Consider the following 16,356-nt stretch of genomic DNA (forward strand, 5'->3'; position numbering starts at 1 on the left):
GTAAAACCATAATGGCTTTTAGTGGAACGTCGAATTATATCGCTACAAAAGATTTGCAACTTGCCGTGAATGCCGCCATTACGCTAGAGCGTCCACTGCTTATCAAAGGTGAGCCGGGCACCGGTAAAACCATGTTGGCTGAAGAGTTAGCCGCCAGTCTTGGAACCGATTTAATTCAGTGGCACATCAAATCTACTACAAAGGCACAACAAGGCTTGTACGAATACGATGCGGTATCTCGTCTTCGTGATTCACAGCTGGGTGACGATCGCGTTCACGATATTGGCAATTACATTGTTAAAGGAAAACTGTGGCAGGCATTTGAAGCAGGCAACCGTCCTATTTTATTAATTGATGAAATAGACAAAGCGGATATTGAGTTTCCAAACGACTTATTGCTAGAGCTCGATAAGATGGAATTCTTTGTATATGAAACTCAAGAGCGTGTGGTGGCCACAGAGCGCCCCATAGTAATCATCACGTCAAATAACGAAAAAGAGCTGCCTGATGCCTTCCTACGTCGTTGTTTTTTCCACTACATTAAATTTCCTACGCCTGAAGAAATGCAGCAAATCGTAGATGTGCATTTCCCCGACTTAAAGAAAAAGCTGCTTGATGAAGCATTAAAAGCCTTTTTTGAGATTCGTGATGTTCCAGGGCTTAAGAAGAAACCTTCTACCTCAGAGCTTATCGATTGGTTGAAATTGCTGGTGGCCGAAGACATTCCACCTGAAGCGTTGCAGTCGAAAGACGGTAAAGCCGCCATTCCACCGCTATATGGTGCACTACTTAAAAACGAGCAAGATATTCACTTGTTCGAAAAATTGGTATTTATGGCGCGCCGCTAATGCTTATTCAATTCTTTTTCACGCTGCGAAAATATCAAGTAAAGGTAAGCTTGCGAGAGCTACTTGATTTACTCCACGCCTTGGAAAAGCATATTGTTTATGCAGATTTAGAAGGCTTCTATAGTTTGTCTCGAACCATCATGGTGAAAGATGAGTCTCAATACGATAAATTCGACAGAGCATTTGCCGATTATTTTGAGGGGGTAGAATCTATCGATTTATTCGGTAAAGAAATCCCCGAAGAGTGGTTACGTAAACAAATCGAGAAAACCTTAAGTGCAGAAGAGCGTGAAGCGCTACGCCAGTCTGGCGGCTTAGAAGCTTTAATGGATACCCTTAAAAAACGCCTTGAAGAGCAAGAAAAGCGCCATCAAGGTGGAAATAAATGGGTGGGAACAGGGGGCACATCTCCCTTTGGCGCTTATGGAGACAACCCTGAAGGTATTCGTATTGGGCAAAAGGGCAATCGTCGTAATTCAGCGGTAAAAGTGTGGGATAAGCGCGAGTTTAAAAACTTATCTGCCGATGTAGAGCTAGGGACACGAAACATTAAAGTGGCCTTGCGTAAATTACGTAAGTTCGCCAGAACCGGTGCCAGTGAAGAGCTTGATGTAGCCACCACTATTGGTGAAACGGCCAAAAAAGGCGGTATGCTAGATATACGCATGTCGCCAGAGCGTCACAACGCGGTTAAGGTGCTAATGTTTTTTGATGTGGGCGGCTCTATGGATCCTCACGTTAAAACCACGCAAGAACTTTTCTCTGCAGTGCAGAGTGAGTTTAAATACCTTGAGTACTTCTACTTTCACAACTGTGTATATGAAGAGGTTTGGAAAGATAACCTGCGACGGGAAAAAGAGCGGGTATCGGTTCACGATATTATTCACCGGTATGGTAAAGACTATAAAGTCATCTTTGTTGGCGATGCCACTATGGGGCCTTATGAAATTACCTATCCTGGAGGAAGCGTTGAACACTGGAACGAAGAACCGGGTAGTGCGTGGCTGGGCCGTATACTGAATCATTTTAATAAAGCGGTATGGTTAAACCCACAAGCTGAGAATTATTGGCCTTACTATTCGTCTATTTCTATTATAAAAGAAATTGTTGAAGATAGAATGTACGGGCTAACCCTTGAAGGCTTAACCCAAGCCATTAAAGAGCTCAGCCGTTCACGCTAGGCATTGTTTGTATGGCCATTTTTCATAAGCCGTTCTCTCAGTGTGTTAGAGAGTGAGTTAGACGCTGAGAGTTATATAAAATGAGTAAAGTCGCAAGCATACTGTTGGCGGGTGGGGAAAGTAAGCGTTATGGCAGTAACAAGCTACTTTCCCCGCATTACAATGGGTTGCCGTTAATCCAAAATTCTTTGCAGCAGTTACACGGGCTTAATCTTGCCGGTACTTATGTAGTTACTGGGCGTTGGCACAGCGATGTTGTTGATGTTGTCGGTATGATTAAGGCAAACGCAGCTCAAGGTAGCAATAGCACTAAGGTGTGTTACAACCCGTTGTGGCGTGAAGGCATTGCGTCGAGTATTCGTTGTGGTCTGCAGGCTCTTATGCTGGAAAAGAGTCTTATGCTGGAAAAGAGCCTTATGCTGGAAAAAAGCCTCAAGCAGGCTACCGACAATGAGTACACCCATTTGTTAGTACACTTAGCCGACTTAGCCAGTGTTACTACCGCTACACTGCAAGCATTGCTTAACGAAATTCCATCAAACCCCAATCACATCATTTACAGTCAGTGGCATAAACGCGATCTTGAAGAGAAAGTGAAAATAAAAGCGACAGTGCCTGCTATATTCCCCAAAGCGGCATTTGACAGCTTACTTGCGCTAAGGGGCGATAAAGGTGCTAAAAAAGTAATAGAAGACTGGAAAGACAAAGGGCAGGCGATTGGTGTCAATCACCCCGAATCTGCATTTGATATTGATGCGCCTAGTGATTGGAACGCCTATCGGAGCCAGAAGGTGTAACCGATAGGCAGGTCATCAATGAAATTACGTGGCGTAGCGGTAGCTAGGGCGTTGAATATAATAAAGTCTAGCGCCTAGCATAATGGCAGCCGCACTTAATCCTACAATAAATCCAATCCAAAAGCCGCCAGCAGACATCGGCTCTGCCGTTATCCAATTGGTACGGCCTAATATTACGCCGGTGGGCAAACCAATTAACCAGTAAGACACAAACGTAATGATAAACATGGCGGTAGTGTCTTTGTAGCCACGAAGCGCATTGGCTGATATTACTTGTATAGCGTCTGAAAGTTGAAAAATGGCCGCATAAATAAGTAGGGCATTCGCCATTTGGTAAACCGCCGCATCGCTGGTATAAAGCCCAATGATGAATGCTTTGGCACTTAGCGTGAACGTTGCAGTACAAGCCGCGGTAACAAAGCCGATTAAAATCGAGCACTTTGCGGCAATTTTAGCTTGCCGTCTATTATTTTGCCCAATGCGATAACCAATTCGAATCGATGCTGCCATACCAATACTCATGGGTACCATAAACATGAGTGCCGAGAAATTAAGGGCTACTTGGTGAGCGGCAACTGTGGTGGATCCAAAAGGCGCAAGCAATAGTGCCACTACCGCAAATAAGGTTACTTCAAACAATAACGTCATGGCGATAGGAAGGCCAAGCTTGAAGGTACGCTTTATGGCAACCACAGACGGCTTGTAGTACGTATCGAAAAGCTGATATTTTTTTAGTGCCGGGCTAAAACGTACGTAAATGAAGGTAGCAATTAGCATGGTGTAAATAACAATAGCTGTTGCTACACCACAACCCGCGCCACCAAAAGCAGGAATAGGGCCAATACCGTAAATGAAAAGGTAGTTACCGAGTATATTGGCCATTAAACCAATCACGGTAATTAACATGGTAGGTTTGGTTTTACCTAGCCCTTCACAGTAGTTTCTTAGCCATTGATAAAGCGCGAATCCCGGCATGGCACACAGCACGTAAACCACATAATCCACGGTGATGGTATGTAGCTCATCTGCCATGGGAAATAGCGATACGATGTTACCAGCAAAGGGAATAAGCGCAGCCATCGCTACACCAACGAAACACACTAAGTAGCCTGCTTGTTGACTGGCATTGGCAATGCCGGTGATGTCTTTTGTACCTTGAAGCCTTGAAATAATGGGCGGTAAAGCTAGCGCAATACCTTGTATAAAACACAACAAAGGTACGGTAATACTAAAACCAAGGGCCACCGCTGCCATATCAGTCGCGCTATAGCGACCCGCCATAATGGTATCGCTCACGCCCATCAGCATTTGGGTAATTTGCGCAATTAATAATGGCCAAGCCAGCTTTATAATATCTCTACCTTCAAGTAGATAACGTTTGTTCTTCAAGGTTACAGATCCGATTCAGGTGAAAGTAAATCAAAAGGAATAACAGGCAGGGTTGTGCCTTTTTCAACATGACTGATGTCTTCGTGAATTATCATTAAACAATTTGCTGCGGTAATAGACGTCATGACACCAGAACTTTGTGTGCGAAACGGCGTTACGAGAAGATTGAAGTTTTCATCATAGGTTATCGTGGCGCGCTGAAAATCCCGACGGCCAGCACGACGTTTAATGTCGCAGGTTACCGTGGCATTAATGGTTAGCGGTTTACGAACTTGCTGTTCACCCTGCATTTTTCTAATTAACGGCGTAACCAGAAGTTTAGCGGTTACAAAGGCAGAAACAGGGTTACCAGGCAAACCACAAAACAAGGTATTGCCAATATGGCCTAAGGCAAAAGGTTTACCCGGTTTAATTGCCACTTTCCAAAAGTCGATACTACCTAAAGTTTCTATTACGCCTTTCACATAATCTGCATCGCCAACCGACACGCCACCACTACTTATCATCACATCTACCCGTTCGCTTGCTTCTTTGAACAGGGCGGTGAGTGATTGTTCATCGTCTTTCACTATGCCGAAATCGATAATTTCCACGCCCAATTCTGAAAGTAAGGCACTCACACCAATACGGTTCGACTCGTATATTTGTGAGGGTAAGCAAGGTTCGCCGGGTTGCGCCAGTTCAGAACCTGTGGCAACCACACCTACCTTAACTTGTTTCACTACTTCAACCGTGGTGAGCCCCTGTGAAGACAACAACATAAGGTGCTGTGGCTGTAATCGAACGCCTTGATTTACTAGTGACTGTCCAATTTTAATATCTGCTTCTTTGTTGCGAATATTTTCACCACAAGAGTGCTGCCTATTAATACTTACGTGATTGCCTTCAGTAAATGTATTTTCAACCATGACTACAGTGTCGGCCCCTGGGGGGACTGGTGCACCTGTCATTATCTTGATGGCATGACCGGGTTTTAATGGTTCGTCTGCGGCCATGCCAGCGGTAATCGTGCCTTGAATAGGCATAAGCGTGTTTGGTTGGCTACTATCTGCATTAATAGCGAAGCCATCCATTGCCGAATTATCCCACGGTGGGACAGATAGTGTAGCGTGTACTTCAGAGGCGGTAATTCTTCCTAGGGCATGGCTCAACGCAATGGTTTCAGATTCACCTAAGGTGCTAGTTGCATCAATCGCTTTTTCTAATGCGTGTTCTAACGATAACCATTTTGAAGACATGAAAACCACTCCCTAATTTGAGGGTGAGGATTATCACCTAAATCAGTCAATAAACCAATGTATTAGGCAATGACGATAAAGAAATTATAATAAAAACGGCGCTGTAAGCGCCGTTTGGAGGAGGTGAGTGGAAAGCTCAAGAAACTAACGTTACTCAAAGACTCAGTTACTCAAAGAATTGGTTACTCAAAGTCTTGGTTGCTAATCCAGAGCACTTGATAGGGTTTCAATTGCAAAAAGGCATCCGACAAAGCAATTTGTTGGCGAGTCACAAGATCTATCCAGTTATCAGTACCAATCAAATTGATATCTGACAGTAGAATAGTTTGCTCTTCATCCGACACATTACTAATGCAGAAGATACTTTGCTTTCTGTCTAAGCTTTGTCGCCAATAACCGAAAATATTTTCATTAAGCTGTAGCGTAAACTGTGTGGCATTCGGGTGGAATGCTGGCTGCGCTTTACGAATTCGAATTAATTGAGACAATCGCGTCAATACTTTATGGTGCTGAGAGTAGGGCGAATCAAGCAAAGCTTCGAGCTCTTTGAAATCCCAACGTCTGCGGTTAATCGAACGATTTTGACCTGTATTAGCCACTTTTTCATAGTCGTTAGATGTACCTAATAAACTATGAATATAAATGCCTGGAATACCTTCCATTCCCAGCATAATGGCATGTGCACAGATGAATCTGTCTATTTGCCATTTATCAGGGCCTTTTGTCGTTCCCTGTAACGCATCAAATAATGTAATGTTTATTTCATAAGGCTTTTGCTGCCCATGATCAGACGCGCGCCACGAAATTTTGCCACCAAAGTTTTGCATGGTATGCACAAGTTCTGAAATTTCTTCATCGTCTAGCAACCCTTCGGCAGGGCGAAGGCCAATACCATCGTGCGATGCAATGAAGTTAAAGTATGCCGTACCGTTTTGCGCAGGTGGCATGCTCATCATCCAACTCTTTAAGTACTTACAATTACCCGTTACCAAGGTGTTGACCAATAGTGGTGGCAATGAAAAGTTATAAATAGCATGGGCTTCATTGGCATTACCGAAATAGGTCAAATTTTCCCTGTTGGGGATATTGGTCTCAGTAATGATAATAATAGACGGGTCGACATGTTCAATCAGCGTGCGAATTAACCTAATAACCTCATGAGTTTGAGGAAGGTTAATGCAGTTAGTGCCAACAATTTTCCACAAAAACGCTACAGCGTCTAAGCGGAATATTTTTGCGCCCTTGTCGATATACAAACGAATGATATCAATGAACGTAAGAAGTACCTTAGGGTTCTTGAAATCAAAATCGACTTGGTCATGACTGAAAGTACACCAAACATGTTTAGTGCCATCTTTGGTTTCTGTTTCACGCAATAGCGGCGAAACCCTAGGACGAGTAACGATAGACAAATCGTCCGCGGGATCCCCAGTAAAGAAGAAATCTGAACCTGGACCTTCACCTTTGATGAAGTTATCGAACCATACACTGCGCGCAGAACAGTGGTTAATCACCAGATCAGTCATTAACCCGTAGTCTTTCGCAATGGCTTCAATATCGTCCCAGCTGCCCAAGGCTTCATTCACACTTGAATAGTCGATAACCGAAAAGCCATCGTCTGAACTGTATGGAAAGAAAGGCAGAATGTGCACATTGTTGATGGTGTTCTTACTATAGCGATTTAAAAAGCGATTGAGGGTAACGAGCGGTCGCTCGTCGCCATCAATAACGCTATCGCCATAGGTGATCATGATGATATCTTCCTCGTCCCAATAATTAGAATGGGATTGAGGAAGTGAAACATCTTCATCAGGCTTAATACCCATTGTCTCCATCAACGACATGGTTAAGCTTTCTAATGAATGCTCAAGGGGCACGTCAGCATAGATATATTCTAGATGGTGCTTCACTTTGTCATGGAGTACTTGCCATGTCATTGTCTATTACTCCATAAATTCTGCGGTGTCAGCTTCAACGGCCTCCAGCAAGCGCTCGAGAATATCTGGCACAGCGCTGGTTACTCGGTTCCAACTTGGAATGAAAGGGGTTTCCATTGGGTTTTCTAAAAAGTTCTGTCCAGCTTTCATGATGTTACTGGCGAACATTTCAACTGCTTTTTCTTCACTGTGAATATCAAGCGTAAGACCGTTCATGACTGCGTCGTTGTGATAGGTCTCAATAAAGTCTAGCGCAATTCTGAAATACGTAGCCTTGATAGAGCGGAACATCTCGTTACTAAAGGTATAACCTTGGGTAGCCAACTTTCTAAAGATGGCCTTAGTAATGTCGATAGACATTTTAGATAAGCCACCATGTTCATCATTAAGCGACAAATCTTGGTGCTTGTGATCGTAAATGTCGCAAATGTCGGCTTGGCAAAGGCGATTGTGCGAATAATTGCGATGCATTTCAGATAGTACGCCAATTTCTAAGCCCCAATCACTTGGAATGCGAATATCGTTTAGCACATCGCGGCGGAACGAAAATTCTCCGGCTAATGGATAGCGGAAGCTGTCCATAAACTCAAGGTATTCGTTGTCACCCATAATACGCTTAAGTGCGCGTAATAACGGCGTCACTAATAATCGAGATACGCGGCCGTTAATTTTACCGTTCGCTACACGGGCATAGTAGCCCTTACAGAACTCGTAGTTAAAATTCGGGTTTGCGACAGGGTAAATAAGCTTAGCCAACAAGTCTTTGTTGTACGTCACAATATCGCAATCATGCAGAGCAACAGACTCAGCACGGTTTGATGCTAAAACATAACCCATGCAATACCAAACATTACGGCCTTTACCCAACTCTTTCGGTGCAAGACCTTTTGATTGTAGTTCTTCATCAAGGGCTTTCAAGCGAGGACCGTCGTTCCAAAGCACGCGATGATGCTGAGGCAGTTTGTCGAAAAACTTAAGCGCATGTTTATATTGCGCCATATCAGCGCGATCTAGCCCTATCACGATTTCCGATAAGTAAGGTACGCCCGTTAATTCATCAACAATATGAGGTAAGGCATCACCTTCTAGTTCTGAAAAAAGTGATGGCAAGATAAGTGCCATGGGGCGTTTCTGTGAAAAGCGGAGTAACTCGGCTTCTAGTTCCTCTGTTGGTCTACGAGAAAGATTATGTAAAGTTGTAACCACACCGTTTTGATAAAAATCAGCCATGTGTCCTCCTGATTATAGGGAAAGCAATTGAGTTAGCATTTCGTTCCAGCCTTCTGGGCCAGGTAACGTGCTGGTATAAACCTCGTCTTTTTTAACAGAAGGCGGAGGATTTACCGGAGATAAAATTCGTATAGCGATATGTGCTGCTTCAAGCATAGCAATATCGTTTTTTCCATCGCCAAGGGCAACGGTTTTAACATGACTTTCATGTTGTCTTTGGTATTCAGCCGCTAGCCATTTAAGGGCTTGGCCTTTGTCGCAATTGCCAGATACATGGATAAATCGCCCGCCTTCTAGAGGATAGGCGCCACGGTCTTTAACTGCCGCAATAAATTTTTGTTTGTTTTCATCAGAACCAGTCCAAAGTACAGGTTCTCCAAATTGACGTTTAGCTGCTAGGGCAGCAGACGCTTCGTCTAAGCCTGTGCTGCTTTGAATTTCTTCTAAACTCATTTGCGAAAACTGTTTAAACTCACCTTCAAAATCTGCTTTGATTTTATCGAGAAGTTTAATCCAGTAATTTTTATTGGATATAAACGATTTACACCAGTAACCATCTACCCATACGGTTCCGCTAGGCTTCTTTTTGAAAAAACCATGTGGAATGAATATGGCAGCGCCGTTTTCAATGATGAATGGCCCAGTAAGGCCAATTTGCTCTCGCAAAGGCTGTAGCTCAGCAAAGGTTTTACTGGTGGTTGGAATAACCGGTATATCTCGTGACTCCAACGCTGTTAAAGCAGGTTTCGCCGCCTCAAAGGAGTAGGTATGGTGGTCTAACAGCGTGCCGTCCATATCGGTGAAAACTAGCGTTCTTGTCATTACTTTACTTCCTCGCCGGTTATAGTTCTTGTTTCATCTAGCGAATACACAGTGTCACACTTTGTAGGCAATGTTTTAAGTGCATGTTCGGTTAGTCGTTGGTAATTCTGAATAAACTGTGCAACTTGTTCATCGGACATTACCCCTGTAGAAGCGCCTTTGGTTGCTACAGCAAGTTTATGCTCTTGCTCTAACCGCCAGCGGTAAACACATTCAAACGAGGGGGCTTTTAACATAACCCGATAATCGATTTGATCAAACAAGCTTTGATAGTCGTTTGATAATTCAGTATTAACAAACGAACGCCAAATACCAAGTGGATCTTGGTTTTCTTCTAAACTATTTATGGGTTGCTTTATATCGGCAGCGTTTTGCGGTGTTACCCCAACACACCATCCTTCTAAAATAATGATATCTGGTGGCGCCGTCACTACAGGCCACTGATTAACGGGGAAGGGGTCGTCTATCGCTTTATTGAAACGGGGAAGGGCCACTTGGCCGCTGCCTTTAAGCTGCTTAAACGTATCAAGGGCAAGAGGCATATTGTGTGTACCGGGTACACCTCTGGTTGCAAGCAGCGGATGGACTTTTATCGATAGCGCATTTCGTTGCGATTTATCTAAATAAAAGTCATCAATAGAAAGGCAAACCACTTTTTTAGCGTAAATGCTGGTTAAATACGCGCTAACAAAATCAGTAAGCGTAGATTTTCCTGAGCCTTGGCAGCCGTTAATTCCGACCACCAATGGGGCTTTGATTGAATTTTCCGCACCGTCTTGGTGCTTAACTAACCGTTCGCATAATGGGATGAACCATTTTTGTGCAGTGTCCGCATACGTACTTGGTAGCTGATGTGTCTTTAAAAACCCATGTATGTCCATGTTGCAACCCTATTAAATGCAGAATACGTACATCATGGGGAATATAGGTTACAACATTTATGCCAACATAACGATTGCATTACATAGGGGTGAACTTATTTACGATTCGCGACAATCACGGCTCGTTGTGGTGCAGGATACCCCTCAATGGTGCGAGTAATATCTTCAGGGTCGAGAAAATCTTTCAATGACTGGCCTTCAATCCACTCAGTGGCCCGTTGTTCATCCAGCGTTGTGAAGTTCTTATCAACCACGCGGATGTTTTCAAACCCAAGACGCGCTAGCCAAACCGTTAAGGCGTCTGTACTAGGTAGAAACCATACATTGCGCATTTGAGCATAACGTTCTCCGGCCATTAATACGGTTTGCGCATCGCCATCTACCACTAAGGTTTCCAATACCAGCTCTCCACCTTTTCGCAGTTGATGCTTAAGTTGGGTGAGAAACTGAATAGGATCTTTTCGGTGATACAGTACGCCCATTGAAAAAACGGTATCAAACGCGTTCAATGGCTGCATTTCTTCAATACCTAGCGGTAAGAAGTGAATGCGATTATCAGCAATAAAGTGTTTGATAGCTTGAAACTGAATGAGAAACAGCTGGGTGGGGTCGATGCCTACTACGCGAGATGCATCACACCCAAGCATACGCCACATGTGATAACCGCTACCGCAACCTACATCTAGCACGGTTCTGTCTTTAAGTGGCGATATATGCGGGGCAACCCTGTCCCATTTCCAATCTGAACGCCATTCGGTATTAACGTGAATACCGTGTATATGGAAAGGCCCTTTGCGCCACGGCATAAATTGTTGCAGCAACCCTAATATCTTCTTCTGGGTATATTGGTCTATATCATCCGCTGAACCAATTCGAACCTCATCAACAAGGGTAGTGGACGAAGTTGTCGTGGTTGGAATTTTTGCAAGTAGACGACACCACTTATCGAATTCACCGTGTTTCTGACTCTTTTGCCATTCATTCATTTGCGCAGGTAGGGTTTGTAGCCAATGCGCTAAAGGCGTATCTAAAATAGATTTGTAGCAGTCGTTAAACCACGCTGATTCTGGTTTCGTCATATTCTTCTCGGTATTCTTAATTGTGAATCTCAGTGTTCATAATGATTCACAGTATTTTTAATGCTAAATCACAGGTTGCTGGCTAGAAGTGCATTGGGCGTAGCTGCTCACTTAACCGCATTGCATTCTTGACTGTGATGCTCCGCGATGCCAACTACTTTATTGCAACCAGCGACGTAAAGTTAAAGCACTTAAACCACATCACCACATCTTTAAAACCAACGGACTTTAATCGCGTTTCGTGTTCGCTGAAGGTATCGGTTAGCATAACTTTCTCGATGGCGGCGCGTTTTTGACTTACTTCTAATTCACTGTAGCCATTGTCACGCTTAAATTGGTGGTGCAAATCTATCAGTAGTTCGTTGCCAGCCACGGTCGGGTGTTTAATTTTCTCTGAAAGAATTAAAACACCACCTTCATTTAAACCATCGTAAATTTGTTTTAATAGCGCTTCTCTATCAGCAGGTGGAATGAATTGTAATGTGAAATTCATGACTACCATAGAGGCGTTTTCTATTTGGGTATCTTGAGCGTTTTGCTGAATGATGGAAATTGGGTTTGGCAAATTGAAGGCTTGAACCATGCGTCGACAACGGTCAACCATGGCATCGGAACTATCTATACCAATTATTTCACAGGGCACATCTTGTGTAGCGCGAGCAACAGAAAAACTTGCTGCCCCCAAGGAACAACCAAGGTCATACACCCTAGTATTGGGTTGTACTTTTGTTTTCGCTAATTCGCCAATGGTATGAACAATAGTTTCATAACCCGGCACCGAGCGTTGGATCATATCGGGAAAAACGTCAACCACTGACTCATCGAAGGAAAAATCTGCTACCTTTTTAAGAGGGTTGGCATAAAGCCTGTCGTGTTTTTGCACAAAATGTACTCAGCTAGCGGGAATTTGGTCGGCAATTTTACCCTCACAAATTTAAATGCCAATGGAAAACAGTAAAAAAATCAAATAAAGCGGTGATTTTTAACGAATAGGGCTTTTAGAATTAAATCGGAAGTATTAACCTAGAGATATAAGAACTAAAGGAAGTAACAACGCTAATGACAAGAATTCTTGTAGCAGATGATCACCCATTGTTTCGTGAAGCACTCAGCGGAGCGTTAGGACCTTATTTTGAAAACGCGCAGATTCTTGAAGCCGGAAGCCTTGATGCTGCGCTGGCCGTTTTAAATGAATACGACGGCATCGAGTTGGTCTTACTCGACTTAAACATGCCAGGCGGTGAATATTTTAATGGCATTATTACCTTGCGTGAACAATATCCTAATATTCCTATCGGCGTAGTGTCTGGTAGCGATGCGGTAGAAGTGGTAGCACAGGTAATGAGCTTAGGCGCTCAAGGCTTTATTCCTAAGGTGTCAGCAACACGTGAAATGGCGCAGGCTATTGTGGACATCATTGCGGGTAAAAAATGGCTTCCTGAAGGTATGGAAGACGAACTTGAGAAAGTAGACGACGAATTGAAGTTGTTGCTTCAACGTTTCAGAGAGCTAACGCCTAAACAAATTCAAGTATTATCATTCCTACGTGCAGGCTTGATGAACAAGCAAATTGCCCACGAAATGAATGTAACTGAAGCGACGATAAAGGCGCACATCAGCGCAATTCTACGTAAGCTTGAAATCAATACGCGTACGCAAGCAGTATTGTTGATGGACAAGCTTCAACTAAGCTAGTCGTACAAGCAAGCGTTACACATTAAAAAAGCCGGTGTTGTTATTAACACCGGCTTTTTTGTTTCTGCAGTCATTACCGCAATTTTTAAGGGTAATAGTTCGCTATTGCATTGGGGTAATTTCACCATTTTCGGTAACAATGCCTAGCCCCTTATCGGGTACTTCACTAAATGGTTTCTGTTGTGCATCGCCACTTAGTTTAGTGATATAAATTACCCAGTATTCTACATGTGGCGTTTTATAATCTTTAATGAAGGCGATCCCAATTTCATTTTGTTCAGCATAAAAAGGAATTTCACCCAGCAAATGCTGTTTGTGGGAGAACGAACTTTTTAGTGCGTGCCACACCTTTTTCGCGGTTTGATAGCCGCCAGCCAACGCCTCAACCTGATTACTCATGGCATCGCCGTAATAGGAAGGAAGGGTTAACCCTGCGTCTCGCAAACGGCTATTAGGGCTGCCACCTAAGAAATGCGACACTAAGCCTTCTTCTGCCATGTCTTTTGCCTTTTGCTCAGCAATGGCAACCAGGGTGGGGTTACAGTGCATTTGGGGGCGCGCTTGGTTTTTATCATTCACAATAAGCCGAGCAAGTTTTTGGGCTTGTTCTGAATTACCACATTGAAAGGTGTCAGAAGGTAATGTAACCATTGGGTACTGCGATTCAGCATGAGCATGAGCAGGGGCAGCCAGTAACAAAGCTAACCATAAAATAGCAGTGGATTTGATGCATAAAAAAAGGCCGCCGAAGCGGCCCTTTTTAGGAAGGATTAAGCTAAGCAGCTTTGCCTCCTCGTTTCTTTATTTCGCTAGAAGAGTTCACTTTAGCCACTAATTCTTCGTGGTCGAAATCGTCCACGTTAATGGTTCTCAGTCTTCCTGCTTCTGTACGACGAAGTAGGTCAGCTTCTTCTTCATTAATGATATCTTCACCAAGCGCTTCATCTGCTAACGCCGCTAAACGTGTGAAAGGCAGTTTCGCTTTCTTATGTTTGCAAATGCGTTCGAAGATTGGCTCGGCTGCTAACACGTCATCAAGGGTTTGTTCTAAATCACCGAACAAGTTACCTTCTTCACGAGATAGGTACTGACCATAACCTAAACGGCTACGTGCGCTACAAGGGGTTTGTAGCATTTGTGCAATAGTATGCTCGGTTTTGTCAGAAGGCTTACCAACGCGACGTCCAAACGGAATAACAAGACCACGAAGTACAACACCAATGGCTTTGTTAGGGAAGTTCGCTAAGAAGTCGTCAATCGCTGTTTCAATGTCATGCAAGGTGTTTTGCATTGCCCAATGAAGTAGCGGTAAGTCTTCTTTTAAGCGACCATCTTCGTCAAAACGCTTCAAGGTAGTACTACCTAGGTACAAGCCGCTTAAAATGTCACCTAAGCGTGCAGATAAGCGCTCACGACGTTTTAAATCGCCGCCTAACACACCCATAGAAACATCAGTAAGCAACGCTAGGTTTGCACTGTAGCCTTGTAACAGCTTGTAGTAGTGAGCGGTTTCGTCAGTGAAAGGCGCACTGCTGAATACGCCACTGGTTAGTGAGAACCAAACACTGCGAACTGTATTTGAAATGGCAAAACCAATATGCCCAAATACCGCTTTATCAAATGCGCTAATGCTTTCTTTTTTGTCTTCAATTGACGCGGCTTGAATTTCTTTCAATACGAAAGGGTGACAGCGCATTGCGCCTTGGCCGAAAATCATCATGTTACGAGTAAGGATGTTCGCGCCTTCAACCGTGATTGAAACTGGAACACCTTGGTAACCACGGCCCAAATAGTTATTTGGCCCAAGCATTACGCCCTTACCGCCATGAACGTCCATTGAATCGTTAATCACTTGACGCATTTTTTCGGTAAGGTGGTATTTACAGATTGCCGATATAACAGACGGCTTCTCACCCAAATCTACACCAACTGTTGAAAAGCGTGTTACGCCATCCATCAAGTAAGCATTACCACCAATACGGGCTAGCATTTCTTCTACGCCTTCCATATGGCCAACAGGCATACGGAACTGACGGCGAATACGTGCATACGCACCTGTAGCCAATGATACAGATTTAGCGCCACCAGCAGCAGAAGACGGTAGGGTAATACAACGGCCTACTGACAAACATTCAACCAGCATACGCCAGCCTCTACCAGCCATTGCTGGGCCACCGATGATGTAATCGATTGGAACAAAAATGTCGTTACCGCGAATAGGGCCGTTTTGGAACGGGGTATTCAGCGGGAAGTGACGACGACCAATTTCTAGGCCTTTTGTATCGCGAGGAATAAGTGCACAAGTGATACCTGGCTCTTTATTCTCACTTAACAAACCGTCTGGATCTTGAAGTTTAAACGCTAGACCGATAACTGTCGCCACTGGCGCAAGGGTAATATAACGTTTGTCGAAGGTTAGGCGCATACCTAGCACTTCTTCACCGTTCCATTCGCCTTTACAGACCACACCCACATCAGGAATAGCGCCGGCATCAGAACCCGCTTCAGGGCCCGTTAATGCAAAACAAGGCACTTCTTGACCTGCCGCTAGGCGAGGTAAGTAATGATCTTGTTGTTCTTTTGTTCCATAGTGCTGAAGTAGCTCACCTGGGCCTAACGAGTTAGGAACACCAACCGTACTTGAAAGTACGGCGCTAACGCCAGCAAGCTTTTGAAGAACACGAGACTGTGCGAACGCTGAGAACGCCAGGCCGCCGTATTCTTTTTTAATGATCATGGCAAAGAACTTATGTTCTTTAAGGAATGCCCAAATTTCAGGAGATAAATCGGCATCTTTATGGTTAATTTGCCATTCATCTACCATTGAGCACACTTCTTCAACCGGTCCGTCTAGGAACGCTTGTTCCTCAGCCGTTAAACGACCTTTAGGAATGCGGTGAAGTTTTTCCCAATCAGGCTTACCACTGAAAATATCACCGTCCCACCAAACTGTTCCTGCATCGATTGCTTCTTGCTCGGTGCTAGACATTTCTGGCATTACCTTTCGGTAAAACGATAATAATTTTTTAGTGATGTGTTGCTGACGAATATTAGAAAGGGTAAACGGCAGCGTAAGTGCTAGGAATACAATCCAACCAAGTAAACCAATATCACCAAATAGAGTCCCTAAAATCATGACCCCACCAGCGATACACACTGCTGTTACTAAGCTGGTACGTTGATAGCTGGCAACTGCCAAAGCTAACACTACCAGTAAAAACCAAATAAAATCTGCCATACTTCGCTCCTGAAAAGGCGT

General features: G+C 43.9%; 14 protein-coding genes. 4 read left to right on the top strand and 10 right to left on the bottom strand.

The window, feature by feature from the left end:
- The first annotated feature begins 11 nt into the window (after positions 1 to 11).
- The 3 genes from AAC006_RS09960 (at position 12) to AAC006_RS09970 (ending at position 2,826) form a co-directional block, all read left to right on the top strand.
- Complete coding sequence (locus AAC006_RS09960) at positions 12 to 848, top strand: MoxR family ATPase (protein WP_126873534.1); 837 nt, start codon at positions 12 to 14, stop codon at positions 846 to 848.
- Positions 848 to 2,029 (top strand): hypothetical protein, encoded by a 1,182-nt coding sequence (locus AAC006_RS09965; RefSeq protein WP_339891207.1) that lies wholly within the window; start codon positions 848 to 850, stop codon positions 2,027 to 2,029. Before AAC006_RS09960 ends, AAC006_RS09965 begins: the two co-directional genes overlap by 1 nt.
- Before the next feature lie 80 nt (positions 2,030 to 2,109).
- On the top strand, positions 2,110 to 2,826 hold the full coding sequence (locus AAC006_RS09970; RefSeq protein WP_013784259.1) for a nucleotidyltransferase family protein: 717 nt from the start codon (positions 2,110 to 2,112) through the stop codon (positions 2,824 to 2,826).
- Positions 2,827 to 2,850: 24 nt separating this feature from the next.
- On the opposite strand, the gene AAC006_RS09975 is transcribed toward AAC006_RS09970, so the two are convergent.
- The 8 genes from AAC006_RS09975 to cmoA form a co-directional block, all read right to left on the bottom strand.
- Positions 2,851 to 4,215 (bottom strand): MATE family efflux transporter, encoded by a 1,365-nt coding sequence (locus AAC006_RS09975; protein ID WP_338455785.1) that lies wholly within the window; start codon positions 4,213 to 4,215, stop codon positions 2,851 to 2,853.
- A gap of 2 nt (positions 4,216 to 4,217) precedes the next feature.
- Positions 4,218 to 5,453: a gephyrin-like molybdotransferase Glp gene (glp, locus tag AAC006_RS09980; RefSeq protein ID WP_338455786.1), complete on the bottom strand. Its 1,236-nt coding sequence runs from the start codon at positions 5,451 to 5,453 to the stop codon at positions 4,218 to 4,220.
- 182 nt (positions 5,454 to 5,635) lie between these two features.
- Entirely contained in the window at positions 5,636 to 7,390 is a 1,755-nt protein-coding gene (locus AAC006_RS09985) for a sugar phosphorylase (protein ID WP_338455787.1), read from the bottom strand.
- A gap of 6 nt (positions 7,391 to 7,396) precedes the next feature.
- Positions 7,397 to 8,620: a glycosyl transferase gene (locus tag AAC006_RS09990; RefSeq protein ID WP_013784255.1), complete on the bottom strand. Its 1,224-nt coding sequence runs from the start codon at positions 8,618 to 8,620 to the stop codon at positions 7,397 to 7,399.
- A 12-nt stretch (positions 8,621 to 8,632) separates the two neighbouring features.
- Positions 8,633 to 9,442, bottom strand: coding sequence for an HAD-IIB family hydrolase (locus AAC006_RS09995; RefSeq protein ID WP_013784254.1), 810 nt, complete (start codon positions 9,440 to 9,442; stop codon positions 8,633 to 8,635).
- Positions 9,442 to 10,323: a kinase gene (locus AAC006_RS10000; RefSeq protein ID WP_339891211.1), complete on the bottom strand. Its 882-nt coding sequence runs from the start codon at positions 10,321 to 10,323 to the stop codon at positions 9,442 to 9,444. Before AAC006_RS10000 ends, AAC006_RS09995 begins: the two co-directional genes overlap by 1 nt.
- A 95-nt stretch (positions 10,324 to 10,418) precedes the next feature.
- Positions 10,419 to 11,402, bottom strand: coding sequence for a tRNA 5-methoxyuridine(34)/uridine 5-oxyacetic acid(34) synthase CmoB (cmoB, locus tag AAC006_RS10005; protein ID WP_338455790.1), 984 nt, complete (start codon positions 11,400 to 11,402; stop codon positions 10,419 to 10,421).
- A 154-nt stretch (positions 11,403 to 11,556) separates the two neighbouring features.
- On the bottom strand, positions 11,557 to 12,285 hold the full coding sequence (gene cmoA / locus AAC006_RS10010; RefSeq protein ID WP_013784251.1) for a carboxy-S-adenosyl-L-methionine synthase CmoA: 729 nt from the start codon (positions 12,283 to 12,285) through the stop codon (positions 11,557 to 11,559).
- 176 nt (positions 12,286 to 12,461) lie between these two features.
- On the opposite strand from cmoA, the gene AAC006_RS10015 reads away from it, so the two are divergent.
- Entirely contained in the window at positions 12,462 to 13,097 is a 636-nt protein-coding gene (locus tag AAC006_RS10015) for a response regulator transcription factor (RefSeq protein WP_126873525.1), read from the top strand.
- A gap of 102 nt (positions 13,098 to 13,199) precedes the next feature.
- Here AAC006_RS10015 and AAC006_RS10020 read toward each other — a convergent pair whose 3' ends face one another.
- Positions 13,200 to 13,748, bottom strand: coding sequence for a CAP domain-containing protein (locus AAC006_RS10020; protein ID WP_013784249.1), 549 nt, complete (start codon positions 13,746 to 13,748; stop codon positions 13,200 to 13,202).
- 124 nt (positions 13,749 to 13,872) lie between these two features.
- Positions 13,873 to 16,335, bottom strand: coding sequence for an acyl-CoA dehydrogenase FadE (gene fadE / locus AAC006_RS10025; protein WP_338455792.1), 2,463 nt, complete (start codon positions 16,333 to 16,335; stop codon positions 13,873 to 13,875).
- Positions 16,336 to 16,356: the final 21 nt, after the last annotated feature.

The sequence above is a fragment of the uncultured Alteromonas sp. genome (assembly GCF_963976965.1).
GTDB classification, from domain to species: Bacteria; Pseudomonadota; Gammaproteobacteria; order Enterobacterales; family Alteromonadaceae; genus Alteromonas; species Alteromonas naphthalenivorans.